General features: G+C 66.8%; 22 protein-coding genes and 3 riboswitches. Of the genes, 5 read left to right on the top strand and 17 right to left on the bottom strand.

Annotation, left to right across the window (positions count from 1 at the left end; all coding sequences use genetic code 11):
* Window positions 1–63 precede the first annotated feature (63 nt).
* On the top strand, window positions 64–756 hold the full coding sequence (locus tag GGD67_RS05305; protein WP_179731312.1) for an O-methyltransferase: 693 nt from the start codon (window positions 64–66) through the stop codon (window positions 754–756).
* 121 nt (window positions 757–877) lie between these two features.
* The gene (locus tag GGD67_RS05310; RefSeq protein WP_246784205.1) at window positions 878–1,546 is read left to right on the top strand and encodes a siderophore-interacting protein; all 669 of its coding nucleotides are present in this window, start codon (window positions 878–880) and stop codon (window positions 1,544–1,546) included.
* Between the two features lie 30 nt (window positions 1,547–1,576).
* On the opposite strand, the gene GGD67_RS05315 is transcribed toward GGD67_RS05310, so the two are convergent.
* On the bottom strand, window positions 1,577–3,016 hold the full coding sequence (locus GGD67_RS05315) for a PepSY domain-containing protein (RefSeq protein WP_179731316.1): 1,440 nt from the start codon (window positions 3,014–3,016) through the stop codon (window positions 1,577–1,579).
* 12 nt (window positions 3,017–3,028) lie between these two features.
* Window positions 3,029–5,377, bottom strand: coding sequence for a TonB-dependent siderophore receptor (locus GGD67_RS05320; RefSeq protein WP_179731318.1), 2,349 nt, complete (start codon window positions 5,375–5,377; stop codon window positions 3,029–3,031).
* Window positions 5,378–5,493: 116 nt separating this feature from the next.
* A riboswitch (cobalamin riboswitch) is annotated at window positions 5,494–5,696 on the bottom strand.
* A gap of 72 nt (window positions 5,697–5,768) precedes the next feature.
* On the opposite strand from GGD67_RS05320, the gene GGD67_RS05325 reads away from it, so the two are divergent.
* Window positions 5,769–6,341 carry a histidine phosphatase family protein gene (locus tag GGD67_RS05325; protein WP_177237092.1) on the top strand — a complete coding sequence of 191 codons (573 nt, stop codon included), beginning with the start codon at window positions 5,769–5,771 and terminating at the stop codon, window positions 6,339–6,341.
* On the opposite strand, the gene cobT is transcribed toward GGD67_RS05325, so the two are convergent.
* The 8 genes from cobT to cbiE all read right to left on the bottom strand — a co-directional run bounded on the left by cobT (window position 6,334) and on the right by cbiE (window position 13,535).
* Entirely contained in the window at window positions 6,334–7,386 is a 1,053-nt protein-coding gene (gene cobT, locus GGD67_RS05330) for a nicotinate-nucleotide--dimethylbenzimidazole phosphoribosyltransferase (protein ID WP_179731320.1), read from the bottom strand. The genes GGD67_RS05325 and cobT overlap by 8 nt on opposite strands.
* A 10-nt stretch (window positions 7,387–7,396) precedes the next feature.
* Entirely contained in the window at window positions 7,397–8,146 is a 750-nt protein-coding gene (cobF, locus tag GGD67_RS05335) for a precorrin-6A synthase (deacetylating) (protein ID WP_179731322.1), read from the bottom strand.
* 46 nt (window positions 8,147–8,192) lie between these two features.
* Window positions 8,193–8,870: an energy-coupling factor ABC transporter permease gene (locus GGD67_RS05340; RefSeq protein ID WP_092256176.1), complete on the bottom strand. Its 678-nt coding sequence runs from the start codon at window positions 8,868–8,870 to the stop codon at window positions 8,193–8,195.
* Between the two features lie 36 nt (window positions 8,871–8,906).
* Window positions 8,907–9,126, bottom strand: a riboswitch (cobalamin riboswitch).
* Between the two features lie 45 nt (window positions 9,127–9,171).
* Window positions 9,172–9,903, bottom strand: a complete 732-nt coding sequence (gene cobA, locus GGD67_RS05345) for a uroporphyrinogen-III C-methyltransferase (RefSeq protein WP_179731324.1) — start codon at window positions 9,901–9,903, stop codon at window positions 9,172–9,174.
* Window positions 9,900–11,210: a cobyrinate a,c-diamide synthase gene (locus tag GGD67_RS05350; protein WP_179731326.1), complete on the bottom strand. Its 1,311-nt coding sequence runs from the start codon at window positions 11,208–11,210 to the stop codon at window positions 9,900–9,902. Before GGD67_RS05350 ends, cobA begins: the two co-directional genes overlap by 4 nt.
* Entirely contained in the window at window positions 11,210–11,992 is a 783-nt protein-coding gene (gene cobM, locus GGD67_RS05355) for a precorrin-4 C(11)-methyltransferase (protein WP_179731328.1), read from the bottom strand. The genes GGD67_RS05350 and cobM overlap by 1 nt, the downstream gene beginning before the upstream one ends.
* The gene (locus GGD67_RS05360; RefSeq protein WP_018315966.1) at window positions 11,989–12,357 is read right to left on the bottom strand and encodes a cobalamin biosynthesis protein; all 369 of its coding nucleotides are present in this window, start codon (window positions 12,355–12,357) and stop codon (window positions 11,989–11,991) included. Before GGD67_RS05360 ends, cobM begins: the two co-directional genes overlap by 4 nt.
* Window positions 12,354–13,535: a precorrin-6y C5,15-methyltransferase (decarboxylating) subunit CbiE gene (gene cbiE / locus GGD67_RS05365; RefSeq protein ID WP_179731488.1), complete on the bottom strand. Its 1,182-nt coding sequence runs from the start codon at window positions 13,533–13,535 to the stop codon at window positions 12,354–12,356. Before cbiE ends, GGD67_RS05360 begins: the two co-directional genes overlap by 4 nt.
* Window positions 13,536–13,545: 10 nt before the next feature.
* Here cbiE and GGD67_RS05370 point away from each other — a divergent pair, with 10 nt between their 5' ends.
* Window positions 13,546–14,292: a cobalt-precorrin-6A reductase gene (locus tag GGD67_RS05370; protein WP_179731330.1), complete on the top strand. Its 747-nt coding sequence runs from the start codon at window positions 13,546–13,548 to the stop codon at window positions 14,290–14,292.
* Here GGD67_RS05370 and cobJ read toward each other — a convergent pair.
* From cobJ to GGD67_RS05405, 7 genes are read right to left on the bottom strand one after another with little or no spacing between them, the layout of a single operon-like run.
* Window positions 14,268–15,002 (bottom strand): precorrin-3B C(17)-methyltransferase, encoded by a 735-nt coding sequence (gene cobJ / locus GGD67_RS05375; protein ID WP_179731332.1) that lies wholly within the window; start codon window positions 15,000–15,002, stop codon window positions 14,268–14,270. The two genes, GGD67_RS05370 and cobJ, sit on opposite strands and share 25 nt — an antisense overlap.
* Window positions 14,999–15,730, bottom strand: a complete 732-nt coding sequence (locus tag GGD67_RS05380) for a precorrin-2 C(20)-methyltransferase (RefSeq protein ID WP_179731334.1) — start codon at window positions 15,728–15,730, stop codon at window positions 14,999–15,001. The genes cobJ and GGD67_RS05380 overlap by 4 nt, the downstream gene beginning before the upstream one ends.
* A gap of 2 nt (window positions 15,731–15,732) precedes the next feature.
* Window positions 15,733–16,362 carry a precorrin-8X methylmutase gene (locus GGD67_RS05385; protein ID WP_179731336.1) on the bottom strand — a complete coding sequence of 210 codons (630 nt, stop codon included), beginning with the start codon at window positions 16,360–16,362 and terminating at the stop codon, window positions 15,733–15,735.
* Window positions 16,362–17,525, bottom strand: a complete 1,164-nt coding sequence (gene cobG / locus GGD67_RS05390; protein WP_179731338.1) for a precorrin-3B synthase — start codon at window positions 17,523–17,525, stop codon at window positions 16,362–16,364. The genes GGD67_RS05385 and cobG overlap by 1 nt, the downstream gene beginning before the upstream one ends.
* The gene (gene cobN / locus GGD67_RS05395) at window positions 17,522–20,770 is read right to left on the bottom strand and encodes a cobaltochelatase subunit CobN (RefSeq protein WP_179731340.1); all 3,249 of its coding nucleotides are present in this window, start codon (window positions 20,768–20,770) and stop codon (window positions 17,522–17,524) included. Before cobN ends, cobG begins: the two co-directional genes overlap by 4 nt.
* Window positions 20,770–21,804, bottom strand: a complete 1,035-nt coding sequence (gene cobW, locus GGD67_RS05400) for a cobalamin biosynthesis protein CobW (RefSeq protein ID WP_179731342.1) — start codon at window positions 21,802–21,804, stop codon at window positions 20,770–20,772. Before cobW ends, cobN begins: the two co-directional genes overlap by 1 nt.
* Window positions 21,801–22,175 carry a DUF1636 domain-containing protein gene (locus tag GGD67_RS05405; RefSeq protein WP_179731343.1) on the bottom strand — a complete coding sequence of 125 codons (375 nt, stop codon included), beginning with the start codon at window positions 22,173–22,175 and terminating at the stop codon, window positions 21,801–21,803. The genes cobW and GGD67_RS05405 overlap by 4 nt, the downstream gene beginning before the upstream one ends.
* A gap of 94 nt (window positions 22,176–22,269) precedes the next feature.
* Window positions 22,270–22,491, bottom strand: a riboswitch (cobalamin riboswitch).
* A 41-nt stretch (window positions 22,492–22,532) separates the two neighbouring features.
* On the opposite strand from GGD67_RS05405, the gene cobO reads away from it, so the two are divergent.
* Entirely contained in the window at window positions 22,533–23,168 is a 636-nt protein-coding gene (cobO, locus tag GGD67_RS05410) for a cob(I)yrinic acid a,c-diamide adenosyltransferase (protein ID WP_018315956.1), read from the top strand.

Consider the following 23,168-nt stretch of genomic DNA (forward strand, 5'->3'; position numbering starts at 1 on the left):
TGAGGGACCATTTCGTATCCAGGCTCCGAAGCGCCCGGCGGGCGCATTAAGGAGCCGACCGACATGGATTCACTCAGCAAGGGCGTCGTCGCCGACGTCCTCCATCGCCTTCACCAGGAAGCGGAGGTCGCCGACGGACAACTGATGCAAACCTTCGCGAACGAAGCGAACAGCCGCGATGAGATCATCAGCAAGACCATCGCCGCCGAGAGCCGTGATCTGAACGAAGTCTATCGTGGACTTGCGGACAATTTCCTGAGCGTCTCTCCGCGGTTCGGACGCTTCCTCTACATGTGCGTCCGTGCCACCAAGGCACAGCGCATCGTCGAGTTCGGCTCCTCGATGGGGATTTCCGCGATCTACATGGCGGCGGGCCTGCGCGACATCGGTGGCGGCCGTCTGATCGGGACCGATCTCGAACCCGGCAAGATCGAGCGGGCGCAAGCGAACCTTGCCGCCGCGGGGCTCGCCGACCTCGTCGAGTTCAGGCACGGCGATGCGCGCCAAACGCTCAGCTCCGGCCTCGGCGGCGAGGTCGACATGGTGATGCTCGATGGCGCTTTCACTCTCTATCTTCCCATTCTCAGGCTGCTGGAGCCGCACCTGAAGCGCGGCGCGCTCATCGTCGGCGAGAACGCGCTCGAGGAAGCTTCGGGCTATATCGACTACGTACGCGATCCCGAGAACGGCTACCTCTCACTGTCGCTGCCGTTCGAGCCGGGACGCGGCAACGAATTCACGATCAAGACCCGATGATCGGCGCGGTGGTGAAACTGTGATGGAGCCGAATTTGAACGAGCCCGCTCACGAGCCACAGACGTCCGAGCCATCGCGGGCACCGCAGGGACGGCTCACGCGGATGTTGCTGCGATGGCTGATGCGTCCTGCACACGTTGCCGGCGTTGAGACGCTCTCGCAGAGTTTCCGGCTCGTCGAGCTCGAAGGCGAAGCGCTCAGAAACGTCGCCTGGACGGCTGGCGACAAGATCCAGGTCGCGATGGGCTCGGGCCTGAGCGCGCGCACCTATACGCCGATGTCGTGGGACGCCGGCAACGGCAGAACGCGGCTGCTCGCCTTTGCACATGGCGATGGTCCCGGCAGCCGCTGGGCCAGCGGCTTGCGCGCGGGCAACGCCTGCCAGTTCTTTGGTCCACGCCGCTCGTTCGACCTCGCGGACCTCGGAGCGCCCATCGTTCTGTTCGGCGATGAAACCTCGTTCGGCCTTGCGGCCGCGTTGCGCGACAGCCTGCAGGCTGGCGGCGCGCTCCATCTGTTCGAAGCCACCGATGTCGCGGAGTCGAGACTGGTGCTGGATTCCATCGGCCTCGGCCAGGCCAGATTAATCGCACGCAGTGCCGATGACACCCATCTTGCAACTGCAGAATCCGAGCTGCTGCGCCTTGCCGCAAACGGCGCACAGTTCGTCCTGACCGGCAAGGCACCCTCGATCCAGCGCGTCGGCCGCACCCTGAAGGCCGCCGGCGTCGCATCATCGCGGATCAGGGCGAAAGCCTATTGGGCACCGGGCAAGACCGGTTTGGATTAGAGAGGAACCGATGGAACGGCCGGCTGTCGGTCAGGACCTACGGGTCGGTCGGGGCCGCAGACGCCGCCAGCCAATCGCGATCCCGGTGACGGAGAACACCAGTCCCAACGCACAGAGTCCGACGATGATGGTATCGCGCAGACGCGGGTGCGCCACCAGAAGGGGAAAATCGAGCGTGTGGAGCGCGCTGTAGAGCCAGCGATAGGCCCGCCGCGATGAATCCAGCCTTTGCAGCACACTGCCGTCGGCACCGTCGATATCGAACCAGAGGTCGCCGCAGCGCGAACGGTAGACGGGCGCACCGGCAATAGCCGATTGCGCGGGGTAGTCGTCGTTGCCAGCAAGAACGGACGCCGCACCGCAGCCGGCAGCAAGGTGCGCCACGAGACTCTGGATCTCATGCCTATCCAGAAATTCCCTTGGTCCGTCGAGGGACGCGTCCCCTGCCTTGATCAAGACCTGACGGTCGAGGCTCACCCGATCGCGGCGATAGACGCTGCCGTTGAAGGCAAACCATTCGATCTCCCGGGTCGAGGGCGATATTGGCTGCCGATCGAGCCATGAGGCAGCCGCCCAATCAGGCGGCGCGTTCATCACGCCGGATTCGGCCAAGGTCAATTGTCCGCGCGAGAACAGCCGGCCGTGATCCATCGAGAGCCAGCCGCTGAGACTCCATGTCAGCACGAACATTGTTGCCGCGAGGCCAATGACATGGTGCAACGCGTGCCAGCCACGATAGGGCGAGGACATCCGGCGCCCTCGCAGCTTCACCCGCGCGATCCCGAGCACCGCGCCAAGCATCGCCGCGATCAGGGCCAGCAATGACAGTGTCCAGACGACGCGATCCCACAGCGACCAGTTGCTTCTCAGGACCGTCGGATAAATCCAGTGCAGCACACTACCGGCCCAATTCCAGCCCCGCTCGCGCCGCGTCGTATCCAGGACGATCTCGCCGGTGGGCGAGGAGACATAGACTTCCGTCCCGGCAGCATCGCCGAGCGCCACACGAAACAGCGGCCGGTGGCGATCGAAGCCGTTCGGAACGCTCCACTGATCATAGTCCGGACCGGCAACGACCGCGGCCGGCGCGGCATCGAGCCCGCGATTGCGCGCGTGCTCCCGCGCGATGGCAAGCGCGGTATCGGCCATTGCGACCGACGCATCCGCTCCGTCGGAGGCACGGACCGCGCGCACGCGCGATGATCCCGACACAATGTAGACCGCTGCATCGCTCCGCTGGATCAGCCGAACGCGCACGGCGTCCACGACCCCGCTCACAGCGACCGCCGCCGCAACCGGGATCCTCGCCGCTTCGCGATCCACCGGCGCCAGGCCGGCAAACCGTTCCGCTTCTGTCAGCGACGGAAACGGCACGAAGTGCATCACGATCCCCGTCGCGAACCACATCGCGAACAGCAGGCAGAACGCGATCCCGAGCCAGCGATGCGTAAGGACGATCGCGCCCATCATGCGTTCAGTGCCCTACCATTTGAACGCGGCCGAGAGCTCGTAGGTCCTGGGCGCACCGAGCAGGATCTGGTCGGGATAGAACGGATCGCCCCAGATCGCATAGCGCTTATCGGTGATGTTGCGGACGCGGAAGGTCAGGCGTGCCTGGTCGACCGCGCTGAACACCGTCTTGGGGATATCGACGAAGGCATAGACGTCGGCGACGGTATACGCCTTCATCGTCACGACATTGGCATCGGTGTTGTAGCGGTCGCCGACATGGCGGCCAGTGATGCCGAGCTCTACCGGCCAGGGCGTGAAGAAGCGCCAGGACGCGCCAGCATTCGCCACAATGCGCGGCACGTTCGGCGGCGTATTGCCGGAGAACGAGCCGCCGGCGAAATTGTAGTCGGCATAGCGGGCATCGACATAGGCGATGTTGCCCCACAGACGCAGCGGATCGATCGGACGAACCGAAGCGGCAAGCTCGACGCCCTTCGATTCCTGGCGCCCGGCGATGTTGAGCGCCATGCCGCCCGCCGCTGCATAGACGTTCTTGCGCACGATGTCGTAGGCCGAGAACGACCACTCCGCCCTGTTGTCCCAGAACAGGTGCTTGACGCCGGTCTCGTAGGTACGCGAGGTCGTCAGATCGAGCGGCTGGGTCGGCAACAGCAGGAAGCTGGTGTTCGCGGCGACGTCGGCGCCGGTTGCGTACTGACTGAAGAAGGTCAGGCCGGGCACGGCCTCCCAGGTGTAACCGATGCGGCCCGTCACCGGCGCCCAGTCTTTCGTGAACGGAAAACCGGCTCTCACAAGCCCGGCGGAATCGGTCGAATTGCGGTCGAGCCCGATATGCTCGACGCGCAGGCCGCCGATCAGCGCGAAGGTCCGCGTCAGCTTCAGCCGGTCCTCGAACGACAGCGCCTCGTTGTCGATCCGCGCGGTCTGCTGCTGCGTCGTCAGCAGGCCGTAAAAGCCGCGGTTCGGATCGACCAGCGAGACATAATCGTTCGGGAAGTTTGCCGCGCCCGGCCTGACGAAATCAAGATAGCTCGACGACAGCGTCGTGACCAAGCGATTGTCGAAGCCCGCGATATTCGCGTCCCAGATCAAATCGGTGATGTTGCCGACCAGGCGCTGGCTGTGCGCGACATAGAAGCGCTCGCGATACACCTGGTTGTTGGTGGAATCGAACGCCTCGATCTCGTTGTTGAACCAGGTACGCTCCGCGCCGTAGCCATAGGCTTGACTCTTCAGCGTCAGGTCCGGCGCCAGCTTCAGCTCGAAGCCGCCGCGCAGCCACACCTCCTGCGCGACGTTGCGGTTGTCGAGGACGTTGTAGTTGGTGTTGAAGGTGCGGTCGTCGATCGTGACCGCGCCCAGGTCGGTCCTGTTGAAGTAGTTGCCGGAGACGATCCCCGACGTCGCATGCGAGCCGCTGAAGGCTATCGGCACCAGCGGCGCGCCCCAATAGGCTTTCGAGCGGTCCTCGCGATATTCGATCGCGCCCCAGATCTTGAGACTGTCGGAGATGCGGTAATTGAGCTGGCCGGACACATCGAGCATCTTGGTGTTGGTGTCGTCGGCAAAGCCGTTGAGTGCGGAACGGCTGATGTCGAAGCGATAGTCGAGGCCTTGGACGTTGGTGCTGCCGCCCGAGCCGTAATGCGCGCGGAACGAATTCAGCGAATCCCAGGAGAAATCAGCTTCGTTCAGGATCGGTCCCGTGTGCGGCTGCTTGGTCACAAAATTGATCGCGCCGCCGGCGGCGCCTTCACCCGAGATCAGCGAGGCCGGCCCCTTCAGGAATTCCACGGCTTCCAGATTGGCGGTGTCCATGATCCGCGAGGTCATGTTCTGCGGGCCGATCTTGATGCCGTTGTAGAGCGTGTTGATCTGGCTGTTGGTGAAGCCGCGCATGGAGAAGGCGGAAGGTTCGGCCGGATTATCGCCGGCGGTGACGCCGACCGCGCCCTGGGCCACGTCGGACACAGTGCGATAGCCCTGCTCGCGCATGGTCTCGGCGGAGATCACCTCGACGGTCGCGGGCGTCTGTCGCACCGTCAGGCCGAGCCGCGAAGCGCTTTCGGCCACGGCGTTGCTGTTGAGCGGCGTCGGGGGTGCCGTAGCCGGCACGACGGGCTTCGGCATCGCTGCCGCGGCCGCCGGCCTGCGCGCTGCTGCCCGGCGCGTGCTCTGCGCCTCCCGGCCGGCAGGCTTGGCCTGCGTGCGGGATTGGGCCGGCGATACTTCGACCGGCGGCAGGGGTTCACGGGCCTGCTGCGCCAGCGCAGCGGGCAGATCGAGCGCGGCAAGGGATGTGAGCGCAGCGGATGCGAGCAGGAATTGTCGCGGTCGTACGATACGGATGGAAGACACGGTTTTCGGACCTCGGTATGACGTCAGTGGCACGTCACAGCGAACGAGGTCTCACCTTTTGGCTCTTCAGCCGTCCGATGAAGCCGAATGTCTGTACTCCCCGACCGACATCTTCGCGTGTGACCACGGCTGACGGCAGGTCTCCTGGCTCGCGGGTCATCACCACTTCGTCGCCTTCCCGGGACCGAGGACCCAGTGGCTTCTGACGAAGGATTATCCGCTCACAGTTGCGGGGGCAGCCACGGCGTTGGGGACAATGTCCCCGCACCGTATTCCCTTTTCATTCCCTCTCGGGAAAACCGTCGCGAGCATCTAGGATTACCATCACAACAGAGTCAATGTGCCAGTTGCGGCGTTATGGCCACAACGACCAACTTCCTTGGAGATGAGCATGGAAGGCGAGACCTTCCTCTGGTTGATACGGCACGCGCCCGTCGCGGGCGTCACAGGCACCATCCATGCCGCCGACGCGCCGGCCGATCTCAGCGATCGCGTGCAACTGGACGCTGTGCGACGGCGCCTGCCACCGGATGCCGCCGGCTATGCCAGCCCGTCGCGGCGCACGATCGAGACGGCACGCGCGCTGGGACTCGAACCGAAGCTGGTCAGTGAATTCCGCGAGCAGGATTTTGGTGACTGGACCGGCCATCGCCATGACCAACTCGAGGCGACCCGCGGCGAGGCCTATGCGCAGTTCTGGAGCGATCCGGCTGGCGGACGGCCGCCGGGCGGCGAAAGCTTTGCGGATCAGGTCGCGCGTGTCCGGCTGGGTCTGTCGCGGATCGCAGCCGGATCGGCCACGCTCGTCGTGCATTCCGGCACCATCCGCGCCGCGCTCTGCATCGCGCTGGATCTGACGCCGCAGGCCGCCTTGCGCTTCGTGGTCGATCCGCTGTCGCTGACCCGGATCGATCGCCTTGCGAGCGGCTGGCGCGTCGTCTCCGTCAATCAGCCGATCAGTTAGGTCTGTCAGGCACATTGGCCTGCGCGAACGTCGCCATGCCGTTGTGAAGGCTACAGGCGAGCCGCACCAGCGGCAGCGCGATGGCGGCACCCGATCCCTCGCCGAGCCTGAGATCGAGGCTGATCAACGGCTGCACGTTCAGCGCGCGCAACACCAGCCGATGCCCCTGCTCCGCCGATTGATGCGACGGCAGTAGGAACGGCCGGCACGACGGATTGAGCCGTACTGCTGCGAGCGCTGCCACCGAGACGATGAAGCCATCGATCAATACGGGAATACGGCGCTGCGCGGCCGCAATGATCGCACCTGAGATCGCCGCGATCTCCAGGCCGCCAACGGCGCATAGGATTTCTTCCGGCGAAGCGCCGCCAACGCCGTGACGCGCGATCGCCGCGTCGATCACGCGGGCCTTATGTGCGCGGCCGGCCGCATCGACGCCGGTGCCGCTGCCCGCGATCTCTTCGGCGCTGATGCCGAGCAGGCCTGCAGCAATCGCCGCCGACGTCGTCGTGTTGCCGATCCCCATCTCGCCGAAGATCAAGAGATCGGGCTGATTGGCTTGCGCGCGCGCAACCGCGCGCTGGCCGGCCTCGAACGCATACGCCAGCTCGGCGGGTGCGAGCGCGGCTTCGACGCTGAAATCGCGCGTGCCATGGCGCGGCTTGTCGGTGATGACACCCGCCATCGCCTCTGTTGCCAGCGTGCCGGCGTCGACGACGTCCAGGCTCGAGCCAAGCTCGCGCGCCAGCACCGAGATCGCGGCGCCGCCGGAGGCAAAATTCGCCATCATCGCGATGGTCACGGCTTGCGGATAGGCCGAGACGCCCTGCGCGACGATGCCGTGGTCGCCGGCGAAGACGATGATCGGCACCCGTGCGGCACGCGGCTGTTCGGTCGCCTGCAGGCCCGCAAGCTCGATTGCGAGCTGCTCCAGCCGGCCGAGTGCACCGGTCGGCTTTGTCAGTTGCGCCTGCCGTGCGATCGCCGCCTCGCGATGCACGGCGGAGACATCGGGGCAATTTCGGGTGACCCATTCGGAGAGCATGCTGCCTCGCTTACGGCCTGCGCTTGAGAATGTAGCTGTCCATGATCCAGCCATGCCGCTCGCGCGCTTCCTGCCGCGCCGCGACGATGCGCGGGCCAACCTCGGCGAGCACGCCGGACATGACGATCTGGTCGGGCATGCCGAGATAGGCGCCCCAATAGATTTGAATCCCGGCTGGATCAAGCGACTGGAATGCCGTGCCGCCGTCGAGCATTACAACAACGGTATCCACCCCTGCCGGCCAGCCGCCTTCGCGCAAACGCCGCCCCGTCGTGACCAGAAAGGGCTCGCCGATATCGTTGAGCGGCAGCGCATGCGCCGCGCACAGCGCCTGGATCGAGGTGATGCCGGGCACGACCTCGATGTCAGGCAAGGGATTGAGCCGCCGCGCAATGCGCAGCGAGGAGTCGTAGAGCGAGGGATCGCCCCAGATCAGCAGCGCAACCTTGCCCTCGCCTTCGAGATGGTTCGCAATCGCTTTCGACCAAGTCGCGGCAACCGCATCGTGCCAATCGTCCACGCCCTTGCGGTATTCCGCCTCACCTGCATCGCGCACGGGAAGGTCGAATTCGGCGATGGCTGTGTTATCTCTGGTGAGCACATCCGCGCAGATCGTCCGCCTGAGATCGGCGAGATCGGACTTCGCGGCACCCTTGCGCGGGATCAGGACGAGATCGGCGGCGTTGATCGCTCGAACAGCGGCGCGCGTGAGCTGGTCGGGATCGCCGCAACCGATACCTATCAGGGAGAGCGTGAGCATCGCGAACGCGACGGGCGGCCCTGCTGGCCGCCCGTTCGCTTGTCTCTCAGGCCGCGTTATGCAGGCGCGGGGTGACGAGACCGGGCGCGGTGACGCCGCGCAGCGACTTCGCCAGTGCCAGTACCGCGAGATCGGCGAGCGGCTCGATCACGATGACCAGCGCATAGGACGCCGCGAACGTCGCGATGTTGGCGAGGTTGCTCATCGCAAAGCCCGAGCCATAGAGCGCCCAGAACGCCACCCAGGCGATCACGCCGGCCTGGTAGGTCGTCGAGAGCGCCAACGCCTGCCGATACTTCAAATCGACATAGGCGGTGTTCCGCGAGATGATCCGCGTGGCGATCGCCTGGATCGCGAACAGCGGCACCAGCAGCGTCGTGACGTTCATGCCGTATTGCGGGATGTCGACCGGCTCGAAGAATACGCCCTGGAGCAGCAGGCCGAATGCGAGGCCGAAGGCCGCGGGCGCTGCGCCGAACAGCAGGAACAGTGTCGAGCCGAGAATGAAGTGCACCTCGGAGACGCCGACCGGGAAGTGCGGCAGGATCTCGAAGAAGATGAACACAAGGACTGTGGTGGCGAGCGTCCGCGCCGCGAACGACGTGATGCCCTGCTCACGCACGGTTTCCACCGCGAGCTTCAGCGCAACGCCGCCTGCGGCGATGCCGGTTGCGTAACTCAACACGAGCTTGGCGCCCGTCACGACCCCGGGTTCGATATGCATGGCTCAATTCCTTCCTGCCGTCACACCCGACGGCCTTGGCCTCAAAACGTGCAGGGCCGGTCTCCTGGCTCGCGGTTCCCCGGGATTTCCGGCCTTCCCGGACCTTGCGGCCCAGTGGCTGATCGGAGTCCCTCACCGCTTACAGTCGCGGGGGCGGCTGGGGTTTTGGGCGCCGCAACTGGGTCCGCCCACCCCCATTCCCGATTATGCTCCGGCGCTTTGCGTTGCGTCGAGCACCATGCCTCTCTTGTGTGCCCCTTTCGCTGAGCCTGCGTCAAGGGGCGAACGGCGGCCAAGGCCGTCATGACGGATAATCCCCCGCCAGCGCCCCAAACAGGATCACGGCGGCCGTCGACGCGGCGCCGCCGCGCGCAAGCTGCTCGGCAAGCTCGGCGATGGTGGTGCGGACCAGCCGTTCGTCGGGGCGGCCGAGGGATTCGGCGAACAGCGCGGGGGTATCTGCAGCGAGGCCGTGCGCGATCAACTTTGCGACAAGCGCGGGGAAGGTGCGCCGGCCCATATAGACCACGGTCGTCGCCTCAGGATCGGCCAGGGCCGCCCAATTCAGATTCGGCGGCAACTCGCCGGTGCCATCAGCGCCGGTGACGAATTGCACCCGGCGCGAGGTGTGGCGCCGGGTCAGGGGGATGCCGGCTTGCGCCGCGGCAACGCAGGCCGAGGTGACGCCGGGAACGATCTCGTAGCCGATGCCGGCCTCACGCAGCGTCTCCAGCTCCTCCTCGAGCCGGCCGAAAATGCCGGCATCGCCCGACTTGAGCCGAACCACGCGCGCACCTGTTGCGGCATAGTCGACCAGCAGGCGGTTGACGTGGTGCTGCTTGGTCGAGGGACGCCCTGCCCGTTTCCCCACCGCGACGAGATTGGCGCCGGGCCGGGCGAGATCAAGGATCGCGCCGGAGGCGAGATCGTCATAGAGCACGACGTCGGCCTCGCGCAGCCGCGCGGCGCCCTTGAGCGTGAGAAGCTCGGGGTCGCCGGGTCCGGCGGAGATGAAGGAGACGAATCCGCTCACCGGTCCTCCGCGATCAGATGAAAGAACGTGCCGGTGGCGTGGCCGCGCTGCGAGCCGGTCTCGGCAATGACGGCGCCGGTTGCATCGTGCACGACTGCCAACGGCGTATCAGGCTGGGCAAGAATGGTCGAATAGTGGAACTCATGGCCGCGCAGACGTGCACTGGGGCGATGTCCCGGCATCGGCGCGGCCAGCGTCGCGAGACGATAACCGAGATGCATGCGACGTTTGGCAAAGCTGGTCTCGAGGCCAAGCAGGCCTGTCATCTCATGGCGAACACCGTCCGCATCGGTCAAAGCGGTTCCCAGCACCATATAGCCTCCGCATTCGCCGTGCACCGGTCGCGTTTCGGCGAAGGCGCGCAGGCCGCTGCGAAAACGCGCATTGGCCGCGATCTTGCCGGCATGTAGCTCGGGATAACCGCCGGGCAGCCAGCACACATCGGCGCTCGCGTCGGGCGCTTCATTGGAGAGCGGCGAGAATGTCGAGATCTCCGCGCCCGCCCCGCGCCAGGCTTCCAGCATGTGCGGATAGACGAAAGAGAACGCCGCATCGCGTGCGAGCGCGATGCGCTGGCCCGGCGGCGTCACGTTTAGCCCATTCGCGGCAGGTTGCGGCGACCAGCTGGCGGCCGATCGCAGCACGGCATCGAGATCGACATGCTCGGCAACGAAGCGCGCGGCCTCGTCGATCAGCTTGCCGATCTCGGCCTGCTCTTCGGCCTGCACCAGGCCGAGATGCCGCTTCGGCAGGCTGATCTCGGCATGGCGCGGCAGCGCGCCGAACACGGCAATGCCGGCGTCGTTGAGCGCACGCCGCACGAGGTCTTCGTGGCGCGGGCTGGCAACGCGGTTGAGCACGACGCCGGCGAGCCGTACGCCGGGGCGATAATCACGAAGACCCGCGGCGATCGCCGCCGCGGTCTGCGCTTGTCCGGAAGGATCGATCACCAGCACCACCGGCCAGCCCAGCATCTCCGCAATGTCGGCGGTGGCACCGGTGCCGGAAACACCGGGCGCGGCGACGCCGTCGAACAGGCCCATCGATCCTTCAGCGAGCACGACATCGGCGTCCGCGCCGCGGCTGACGAGATGCGAGATCGCCCCGCGATCCATCGCCCAGCTGTCGACGTTGACGGAAGCGCGCCCCGTGGCGGCGGCGTGGAAGGCGGGATCGATGTAATCGGGACCGCTCTTGAAGCACTGCACGTTCAAGCCGCGATGGCGCCAGGCGCGCGCGAGCGCCAGCGTCAGCGTGGTCTTGCCGACGCCGGAGGCCGGTGCGGAGATGACGAGGCCTGCCGCCATCACGAGCCCTCCGGAAAACGCGGCTCGGCGCCGACCGGCCGATAGCGGCGATCGTAATCGGCGGCGTAAAGGCGGCTCTCGTCGAAATCCGCAGCGCCGAGCGTCTTGCCGACCAGAATGATCGCGGTGCGCTCCATCTCGGTGCCGATGGCAGCATCGAGCGTAGCCAGCGTGGCGCGGATGATGCGCTGATCCGGCCAGCTCGCGCGCCAGACGATGGCGATCGGGCAATCCGCGCCATAATGCGGCGCGAGCTCGGCGACGACCTTGTCGAGCAGATGGATCGACAGATGGATCGCAAGCACTGCACTGGTCGCGGCGAAGGCTGCCAACTTCTCGCGCTCGGGCATCGCGCTGGCGCGGCCCGGCGTGCGCGTCAGCACGACTGTCTGGGCAAGGCCCGGCAGCGTCAGCTCGACCTCGAGCGCTGCCGCTGCGGCGGAGAAGGACGGCACACCAGGCGTCACAGTGAACGGAATGCCAAGTGCGCGCAGGCGGCGGAGCTGCTCGCCCATCGCCGACCAGATCGAGAGGTCGCCCGAATGCAGGCGAGCAACGTCCTTGCCCGCCGCATGCGCGGCAGCGATCTCGGCGATGATCTCGTCGAGCGACAGCGGCGCGGTATTGACGATGCGCGCGCCGGGCGGGCAATGCGCCAGCACGCCCTCGGGGACCAGCGAGCCGGCATAGAGGCAGACCGCACAGGCCGCGATCAGGTCGCGCCCCCGCAACGTCAGCAGATCGGAAGCGCCCGGCCCCGCGCCAATGAAATGCACCGTCATGCGCCATCTCCTTCCGCGATCGCGGCCGTCGCCGTGCGATCCTGCGAGACAACGCGTGTCGAAATCAGCCGAGCGCGAGGCCCGGCCGCAGCGAGCGCCGCGGCTTCCGCGACCGATCCAGTGCCGAACTTCTCCATCACGAGATTGGACTGGGTCGGCGTGGCGATGCCGGCCAACATATCGGCTGGAACAGCCTTGATCGGCACACCGCACTCACGCGCGAGCTCCTGCAGCGGCTCCGCATCAGCCTTGTCGCTAACGGTTGCAATCGCCATAAGACCTTCGGGATCACCCGCCGCCAGCAGTGCTTCGCGCAGCGAAGCGAGACTGACATCTCTCCTGAACCCAAACCCGGCCACCTTCATCGGACCGTACTCCACTGCACCACCGGCCGTGCCGCCTCCCAGGAGCGGTAGCGGCCGAGCGGCGCGGCATGCGCGATCTCCACCCGCATCAGCTCACCGCCGTGGCGCTGGTGCAGATCGCCGAGCAACGCTTCCGTCTCCAATGTGACTGAATGTGCAACCAGCCGCGTGCCCGGCGCAAGCCGCGACCAGATCGCATCGAACATCGCGCTATCGAGGCCGCCGCCGATGAAGACCGCATCCGGTGTTTCGAGGGCAGCAACAGCCTCGGGCGCCCTCCCTTTGACGACCGTGATCCGGTGCGAAAGTCCAAACGCCGCTGCATTGCTGCGGATGTTTGCGGCGCGTTCCTCGCGCGCCTCGATCGCGGTCGCCGTCCCGCCGCACAGCGCCCACTCGACCGAGATCGACCCCGAGCCGGCGCCGATATCCCACAGCCGCTCGCCCGGACGCGGCGCCAGCGCCGAGAGCGCGAGCGCGCGCACTGGCCGCTTGGTGATCTGGCCGTCGTGGACGAACAGATCGTCCGAAAGTCCCGAGCTGCGGGGGATACCTTGCGTGCCCCTCGCCAGCAGCGCTACCGCAACCAGATTTCCAGCGATATCATCAGCAAAGAGATCGACGCGATGCTGATCAATGTATTCCCGTGGGCCGCCAAGTGCCACGAGGGTCCACAAGAGTGAAGCGCCCCATCCGCGTTCGGTCAACCATTTCGCGAGTTCGTCGACCGCCGCTGCGTCGCGCACCAGGCAGATGATGCGTGCATCCCGCGCCAGATGCGGCACGAGACGCTCGAACGGCGCGGCATGAAGCCCGATGCACGTCACGGACTCCAAACGCCAGCCCAGACGCGCTGCCGCGAGCGAGAAGGTCGACGGTGCCGGATGCGCGATCCACTCGTCCCCTCCGAGCTTCTCGGCAAGACCTGCGCCGGCGCCGTACCAGAATGGATCGCCGGAAGCGAGCACCGCGGTCGGCCGGCCGCGGCAGCTCAGAACGACACCGGCGTCGAACGGCACCGGCCACGGACGGCCGCGGCTGCCGACGCCGGCAAGCGCGAGATGCCGTTCACCACCGAAGACGGTTTCGGCCTCATTGAGCGCCTTTCGGCTTGCTTCGGACAGCCCGGCAAGGCCATCTTCGCCGATACCGATGATGGTCAGCCAGGGATCAGCCAAGGAATCAGCCATGAGGCGCGCCCTCATTCTGGGCGGAACTGCCGATGCGAGCCAGCTCGCCGCGGCGATCGCGCGCGCAGGCATCGAGGCCGTCTACTCCTATGGCGGTCGCACCCGCGCGCCGGCCGATCAGCCGCTGCCGACCCGCATCGGCGGCTTTGGCGGCGTTAGCGGACTGGCCGATTACATCCGCCGCGAAGGCATCACGCATGTGATCGACGCGACGCATCCGTTCGCTGCCGAGATGAGCCGCAATGCGATCGAAGCGTGCGCGGAAACCGCCGCACCGCTGATTGCGCTGGAGCGCCCGCCTTGGACGAAAGCGCCCGGCGACAACTGGATCGAAGTCACGGACGTCAGCGCCGCCGTCGCCGCGCTGCCCGAGGCGCCCGCAAAAGTGTTCCTCGCCATCGGCCGCCAGCATATCGCGCCGTTCGCGAGTAAACCGCAGCATACCTATACGCTGCGGTTCGTCGATCCGCCGGAGGCGCCCCTGCCCTTCGCCGCCGACGTGATCGTGTCGCGCGGGCCGTTCACATTCGACAGTGAGCTTGATCTGTTGCGTAGGCGCGGCATCGGCTGGATCGTCGCCCGCAATTCCGGCGGCGACGGCGCGCGCGCCAAGATCGACGCGGCCCGCATGCTCGGCCTGCCCGTGATGATGATATCGCGGCCGGAGCTGCCCGAGCGGTTGCGGGTCGAGAGCGTGGCCGAGATCATGCAGTGGCTCGGTCATTCTACCCGCCTCGGCGCATAGACCCAGCGGCCGACCCGGCGCGTCTGCGAATTTCCCACGATCACCAGCGTCCGCATGTCGGCCATCTCGGGCCGAGCTTCGTTCAGCGTGACAGTTTCGATGCTCTCGTCAGAAGCGCTGATCGCGCGTGCAAAAATCACGAGGCGCTCGCCGCAGCCGGCCTCTTTCAACACTGCAAGCGCGCGGCCGAAACCTTCCGGCCGGCTTGCCGAGCGCGGATTATACATCGCAATCGAAAAATCGGCTTCGGCGGCGAGCCGCAGGCGCTTCTCGATGACTGCCCACGGCTTGAGATTGTCGGAGAGATTGATCGCGCAGAAATCATGGCCGAGCGGCGCGCCGGCGCGTGCGGCCGCCGCCAGCATCGCGGTGATGCCAGGCAGCACGCGAATCGAAAGATCCCGCCATTGCGGCGCCTGTTCGAGCGCCTCGAACACGGCCGAGGCCATCGCGAAGACGCCGGGATCGCCGGAGGAGACGACGACGACCTGACCGCCTTTGGCGGCAAGCCGCAGCGCTTCGCTCGCACGCTGCAGCTCCTCGCGGTTATCCGAGGGATGCAGCTTCAGCCCAGCACGCGGCGGCACGCGCGCGACATAGGGCGCGTAACCCAGAATGTCGGTTGCGGAAGCCAGCGCGGCCGTGACCTCGGGCGTCACCAGCGCATCGCTGCCCGGCCCGAGGCCCGCGATGGTCAACGTGCCCGTCATTCGGCAGCGTCCAGGTGCCGGCCCTTGCCGTGCACGAGCACGATCGCGAAATAGGGACAGTCGGCGCCATCGACCTCGGCGAGCCGCACCACGCGCTCGCCCGCCATGGTGCCGCGCTCCACCAGCCAGGCATCGTCTAGCCGGCCGGCAGAGCTGAGCGCGCGGCGCACCTTTGCGAGATTGCGGCCGGTCTTCATGACGACGAGCGCATCGGAATCGCGCATACGCCGCTCGAGCTCGTCTTCAGCCAGCGTCCCCATCAGCACCGTCGTCACGTCATCGCCGAGCGCGATCGGCTGTCCGACACCATTCCAGCAGCCGACCATGCCGGGAATGCCCGCGATCACCTCGATCTCGACGCGGCCTTGCAGACGCGTGTGCAGATGCATGAAGGAGCCGTAAAAGTAGGGATCGCCCTCGCAGAGCACGACGACATCGACGGCGCGCGCCAGCCGCGCCAGACGCTCGGCCCATTCGTCATAGAAGCCGGCGAGCAGCTGCACATACTCGGCGCTGTCGAAGGCGATCTCCGTCGTAACGGGATATTCCATGGGATATTCGGTGACATCGGTCGCCAACATGCCTTCGACGATGCGCCGCGCCTGACCCGGCCTGCCCTTCTTGCGGAAATAAGCGACGTGCTGCGCGGCGCGCACGGTGCGATCGGCGCGCACGCTCATCAGATCAGGATCGCCGGGGCCGAGACCGCAGCAGATGATGCGTCCCATCGCTATTCGCTCCGGCTCGCCAGCGCATTGACGGCGGCGACGGTGATCGCGGAGCCGCCGAGGCGGCCCTGGACCGTCAGCGCCGGCACGGGCGGATTGGCCATCAGCGCGGCCTTGGACTCGGCCGCGCCGACGAAGCCGACGGGACAGCCGATGATCGCCGCGGGCCGTGGGCAGTCACGGTCCTCCAGCATGTTGAGCAGATGAAACAGCGCGGTCGGCGCATTGCCGATCGCAACTACCGCGCCATCGAGATGCGGCCGCCACAGCTCCAGCGCCGCGGCCGAGCGGGTGTTGTGCATGGATTGTGCGAGTGCAGGCACGGTCTCGTCGCCAAGCGTGCAGATCACAGCATTGGCTGCGGGCAACCTTGCGCGCGTAATCCCTTCCGAGACCATGCGCGCGTCGCAGAGGATCGGCGCGCCCTTCTGCAAGGCGGCGCGCGCAGCGATCGCCATGCCTGGGGTGAAGCGGATATGCGCCTCAAGACCCACCATGCCGGCGGCATGGATCATCCGCACCACGACTTGCTCCTCGTCGGGCGAGAAGCGGGCAAGATCGGCCTCGGCGCGGATGGTCGCAAAGGACTGCCGGTAGATCGCAGCGCCATCGGTCTCGTAAGTGTGCGGCATCAGTTCCCTCCCACCAGGATGGAGGGATCGCTGACGATGTCGGCGCCGTTCAGGCCGCGCAACACCGGCTCGTCGCGGATCGAGCCGTCACGGACGAGATCGAATCCGGCACGGGTCGCCACCAGCGTGACCGCGGCCGTGCCGGAATGGGCACAGCCCTTGCCGCAGCCGGAGACGTGGAGCCGCGTATCGGCGGCGATGCGCGGGGCGAGCGCTGCTGCGAGCGCACGCGTATCGGCATGGGCTTCGCGGCAGCGCGGTGCGCCACTGCAGGCAATGACGCGCAGCGCGGGATCAAACGGCTCGGTGATCAGGCCCGGCGCGCTCGGCATCTCGCGCTTGCCTTCGCTCAGCACCATCCGCCAGGGCGTCATGCGCAGCGCATGACCGCACCCGGCGAACTGATGCAGCGTCGTATGCAGCATCTGCCCGAACGCGACGCCCACCATCGCGCCTTGCGGATAGTGCCCGGGGCGCGAGGCGGCCATCACGGGCGCGGGCTCGGTCTCGCCGCGCAGCGATTGAGGCAATGCCGCGCCGGAGGCGATGTGGGCCGCCATGCGCCCTCGCCCGCCCGTCGCACCGCCGGAGACCAGGAACCAGCCTGCGAGCGCGAGCGCCGTGCTCACGGCCTCTCCGCGTGCGACGGAGCGGCCGAGCTTTGCGCCGTCGGCCCGCACCAGGAGACCGCCCGTGCGATCGCGCTCGATGCGTATGTCGGCGGAATCGCCGGCGAGCACGCGCGAGGTCCCGTCATCGATCGCGAAGCCGAACTTCGTTGGAAGCGCGAGCGCGTTATCCTCGAGCGCTTCTTCGAGCTCGGCGGCGAGCGATTGTGTCGCGTCGCCAGCGCGCCAGAACGGCGTGACGAGGATGTTGCGACGGGCTTCCGTGGCCGGATCGGGATCGAGCAGCGCCAGTCGCGCAAGGCCGTCGATCAACGGCCGATGGCCTTCTTCACTGACGCCCCTGATCTGCAGATTGGCGCGGCTCGTCACGTCGATCAGACCATTGCCGTGTTGCCCGGCGAGCTCGGCAAGTCCTGTGATTTGTGGTGCTTCGAGCCGCCCACCGAACGGACGCACGCGCACCACGAGCCCATCGCCCGAGAGCATCGGGCGCAGCGCGCCGGGACACCAGCCCTTGACCGTGGCCGCGCTCACGAGGCCTCCCGCAGCGCCGCCGCGATCGAATTGCGGCGCGTTTGCCAAAGCGCAGCATCGTGCAGGCGCGCGAAACAGGTTTCCATCGCGGCGAGAGCGGACGGATTTTCACGTGCCATGAAGGCGCGGACGTCGTCATTGCCGAGCGTCGCATCGTAGTAGAGATCGAACAGATGCGGCGGCACGGCGCCGGCGAGATGAGCGAAAGCGGCCATATGCTCCAGCGTCGCGGTGATCTCGGCGGCGCCGCGAAAACCATGACGCATCATGCCGGCGATCCACGCCGGGTTGGCGGCGCGCGCTCGGACGACGCGCGAGATCTCCTCGGTCAGCGTGCGCGCGTGGGGCTGCTCGGGACGAGTCGTGTCGATGTGATAGAGCGAGGGTCCTGCCGCGCCGAGATGCGCTGCAGCCGCCGCAACGCCGGCTTCATGCGCGGCATAATCGGCCGCGAGCAGCAGATCAGTTTCCGGCAAATCCTGGACATGGACAAAGCCATCAGCCGAAGCAAGGCGCTGCTCGATGCCGGCACGATTCGGCTGCAGCTCGCCGTCGGCCGAGAACGCCCAGGACGATGCCGACAACCAGGCTTCGCCCGCGGCTTCGCGTGTCTCGGGCGTGAAGGCATCGGGGATCGCCGATAGACCGACGCCGTATTGTCCGGGACGCGGCGCGAACACGCGGGAGGCGCGGTGGCGGTACGGATTCTCGTCGCCCTCGTCCTCGCGTGTCGCAAGCGCTTCGGAGGCGGCCTCGAACAATTGCGCAAGGCCTGAGAAGACGTCGCGGAACAGGCCCGACACCCGCAGCGTGACGTCGATGCGGGGACGGCCGAGTTCGGCCGGCGCGACGATGTCGTATCCGATGACGCGGCCGGAGGCGTGATCCCAGCGCGGCGCAAGGCCAGCCAGATGCAGCGCCATCGCAAATTCCTCGCCCGCGGTGCGCATCGTTGCCGAGCCCCAGAGATCGACCACGAGGCCCTTCGGCCAGTCGCCATGATCCTGCAGATGGCGGCGCAGCAGCTCTTCGGCAAGCTTGATGCCCTGCGCATGCGCCGACGGCGTCGGCACCGCGCGCGGATCGACGGCAAAGAGATTGCGTCCGGTCGGCAACACGTCCTGACGGCCGCGATAGGGCGAGCCCGACGGTCCCGGCGCAACGCGCTTGCCGGCAAGTGCCGAACGCAACGCATCGCGCTCCGCATCGCCGCAGGCGCCGCGGCCGAACACATGCAGGCCGTCGCCGAACTGGCTTTCCTTGAGATCGCAGACGAAGCGATCAATGCGCGGAATGGCTTCGGCCGGCGCGGCCGAGGCATCCAAACCGAGATCGTCTTCGAGGCCCGCCACGCGCGCCTCATCACGGATCGCTGCGATCAATCGCTGGCGGCGCGCGGGATCGAGACCATCGGCGGTCGAATATTCGTCGAGGAGCTGTTCGAGCCGGCGCAAGCCTTCCGGCACGGCGGATGCGGTGAGCGGCGGCGGCAGATGGCCGATGGTGACGGCCCCCAAGCGCCGTTTCGCCTGCGCGGCCTCGCCGGGATCGTTGACGATGAAGGGATAGATGATTGGAAGATCGCCGATCAGGGCTTCCGGCCAGCACGCGGACGACAGAGCCACGGATTTCCCGGGCAGCCATTCCAGCGTGCCATGTGCGCCCATGTGCACGACGGCGTCACAGGCCTGCTGCCGAAGCCGGAGATAGAACGCGACATAGGCGTGGCGCGGCGTGCGGGCGAGATCGTGATAATCGGTATCGCGCGTGGTCGCATCGCCGCGTTCCGGCTGGACCGCGATGACCGACTTGCCGCATTGGATCGCGGCGAAATGAAACGCGCCGTCGCGGCAGCTCGGATCACTCTCCGGCGCGCCCCAGGCTTGCGCAAGATCATCCTGCAAAACTTGCGGCAGGCGCGAAAGCGCCGCGCGATAATCGGCGATGCCCCAGGTGAGCTGCTGCCTCAGCAGCGCCTCGCCGAGCGCATGGACCGGAACAACATCGAAGCCGGCCTCAGCGAGATCGGACACCAACGCCTCGACCGAGGCCAGCGCATCGAGCCCGACCGCATGCGCGATCTGGTGCGGACGGCCCGGATAGTTCGAGAGCACGAGCGCCAGGTGCTTCTCACCGGCCGGCGTCTCCGCGAGGCGCCGCCAGGCCGCGACGCGCGCGGCGACGGCTGTCACGCGCCCCTCATCGGCGCGATGCGCCAGATGCGCGAATTGCAGATCGGGATCGCGCATCCCTGCCGACTTGAAGCTCACCACGCCCGCGAACAAACGGCCATCGACCTCGGGCAGCACCACATGCATCGCGAGATCGCCGGGCGACAGGCCGCGCAGCGAGTCCGCCCAGTCCTCGCGCCGGGCGGTGGAGAGCGCGACCTGGAACACCGGGCACGCTGCGGCATCGAACGGCGTCGTGCTGTCGTCGCCAGCCGCGGAGAACGCCGTCGCGTTGACGATCGCCGCCGGAGGATTTTGTGCAAGATGCGCCCGCAACCAATCCGCGACGCCCGCGGCCTTCAGCGAGGTCACGAACACGCCGCAGGCTTCAAAGCCGCGCCCGCGCAGCTCTGCGATCAGGGCATCGACCGGGCCCGTATCCGCGGCGGTGAGATATGAGCGATAGAACGTTACCAGCACACGCGGCTTGCCCTCGCCGTGCGCCGGTGCCGCAATGACGCCGCGGGCGGGATCGTAGAACCCCATCTCGGGCACGGCGGTGTCGCCGATAACAGGCCCGGCATAGAGTCCCGAAGCCAGTGCGAGCTGTGCGATCGCGGCTTGCGCGGCGACCGGTCCGCCAGTGTCGCAGAGCACCTTGAGCCGGCGCAGCGTCGAGACCGGCACGGTCGAGTATCCATCCAGCCGCGGATCGTCGCGGCCGTCGGCCGGCAGCACGGCCAGCACAATGCCACGGTCCTTGGCGAGCTGCCGGAGCGCAGCCAGACCATACGGCCAGTAGGACTCACCACCAATCAGACGAACCAGAATGCCACGCGCCTGAGACAGCGTGCGCTCGATATAGGTGTCCACTGACAGCGGATGGCGCAGCTCCGCGAGATTGGCGAGCCGCAATGACGGCAGGCTCTCGCGACCACGCCGCCAGCCGGCTGCGAACGCCGCGAGATCCGAATCCGAATACGAGAGCACCACGAGATCGGCCGGGTCCTGGCCGATATCCCTTGGCGTCGCGGTCTCCTCCAGACCGCGGCTCTCGCGGAAGACGACGTGCATCAGATACCTAGTCCTGCCTTGATGGCAGCCTCGTCGATATCGCCGTGCTCGCCGATCACGACGAGCTTCGACTGCCTGTGACCTGCGCCCCAGGGCTTGTCGAACTGGTGGCGCACACGCTCGCCGACCGCCTGCAGCAGCAGCCGCATCGGCTTGCCCGCGACCGCGATGTAGCCCTTAGCGCGCAGCACGTTCTGCTCGCGCGCCAGCTTCTGGACGGATGCGACCAGCGCATCGACGTCGGCGACTTCAGGGAGGTCGACCACGACCGAGGCGAAATCATCGTGCTCGTGCTCTTCCTCGCCGTCATGATGCGAGGGACGCGCGGCGAGATCGTTCTCGGCGGCGGCGCCAAGACCGAGGATGACGCGCGCATCGATCGCACCGTCGGTCACGGGGAGCATCGGCACGCGGCGCGGCATCTCGGCGGTGATGGCAGCCTTGGCCGCTTCAAGTCCCGCCGCCCCAGCGAGGTCGGCCTTGGTCAGCAGCACGATGTCGGCGCAGGCGATCTGATCCTCGAACACTTCCGACAGCGGCGTCTCATGGTCCAAATTCTCGTCCGCCGCGCGCTGCGCTTCGACGGCGTCAGGATCCGGCGCAAAGCGGCCAGCGGCGACAGCCTCGGCATCGGCGAGCGCGATCACGCCGTCGACGGTGATCCGCGAACGGATCTCCGGCCAGTCGAATGCCTTCAGCAGCGGCTTGGGCAGCGCCAGGCCCGAGGTCTCGATCAGGATATGATCGGGTCGCACGGGCCGCGCCAGTAGTTTTTCCATGGTCGGAATGAAATCGTCGGCAACCGTGCAGCAGATGCAGCCATTGGCGAGCTCGACGATGTTCTCCTCCGGGCAATTGGCATCGGCGCAGGATTTCAAGATCTCGCCGTCGACGCCCTCACTGCCGAACTCGTTGACGAGCACCGCGAGCTTCTTGCCGCCGGCATTGCTGAGCAGATGCTGGATCAGCGTCGTCTTGCCCGAGCCGAGAAAACCGGTGACCACCGTCACGGGGACTTTTGCGAGCGAGTTCATTCGGCGGCCTCCGGCACGACGGCAATGGGGGGAACGCGGGCAAGCGACTGCTTGCGGAATATTTCCGGCCGGCTGCGCCAGGGCACAAGGCCGTCAGGCGCGGCCGCATAGGCCGCGGCGCCCGCGACCACATCCTGCGCATTTGCATCCGACAGGCGGCCATAGACGTAAGACCACCGGCCGGGCGCGCTCAGTGCGACCGAGCAACCCTGGTTGCAGGCCGACAGGCATTCGACGGGAACCACATTGACACCCTCGGGCACGCCCGCGTCGAGGATCGCCCCATGCAGGCGCTTGCCGGGCGTCGCCTCGCCCTCGCCTGGCGTCTCGCCGGCACGGCAGGTGATGCAGACGTGAAGTGTGACGGTCATCGCCTCTTCCAGATAACAGCGGGAGGCGATGAGGCACACGGACCATTCTTCAGAAGGCCCGTTTTCCCCGTCGCGGAACACCCCGTCCGCCGGTCCAAAACTCGTCCGCGCTGGCAGGTCTCCCGGCTTGCGGAGCAGGGTTTTCCCCTTCGATCCCCGCCTTCCCGATTCCCTGAGGGAATCAGTGGCTTCGGACATCTCTCCGGTCACGGTCGCGGGGGCGGCTGCATTTTGGACCCAAATCTTGCCGATTCGGACCCTATCGCATTCCCTCTTCGCCTGTCATAGGACAGGAACCAACGCCGGGCCACCATTTGCCGGTGGCCGCCACTTGTCAAGCCGAAGGACCGGGACCCGATGACGCCTGAACCGGATACAAAAACGGCCGAAGAAACCGACACCCGCCACGCCACGAAAATGGCGAAGAAGAAGGCCGCCCGCGACAAGATCATGGCGACCAAGAGCGGCGAAAAGGGCCTCATCATCGTCCACACCGGGGCCGGCAAGGGCAAGTCCTCGTCGGCCTTCGGCATGATCGTCCGCTGCGTCGCGCATGGCTTTCCCTGCGCAGTCGTGCAATTCATCAAGGGCGCCTGGGATACCGGCGAGCGGCGCCTGCTCACTGGCCATTTCGGCGACCTCTGCCAGTTCCACGCCATGGGCGAAGGTTTTACGTGGGAGACGCAGGACCGCGCCCGCGACATCGCCGCCGCGCGCGCCGGCTGGGAGAAGGCCAAGGAGCTGATCCTCGATGAGAGCCTGCGCATGGTCGTGCTCGACGAGATCAACATCGCGCTGCGCTACGACTATCTCGACATCGCCGAGATCGTCGAGTTTCTGACCACCTCGAAGCCGCCGATGACGCATGTCGTCCTCACCGGCCGCAACGCCAAGGACGAGTTGATCGAGATCGCCGATCTCGTCACCGAGATGACGCTGGTGAAACATCCCTTCCGCTCCGGCATCAAGGCACAGGCCGGCGTCGAGTTCTGA

Origin of the sequence: Bradyrhizobium sp. IAR9, assembly GCF_013408065.1 — a bacterium.
Lineage (GTDB): Bacteria > Pseudomonadota > Alphaproteobacteria > Rhizobiales > Xanthobacteraceae > Bradyrhizobium.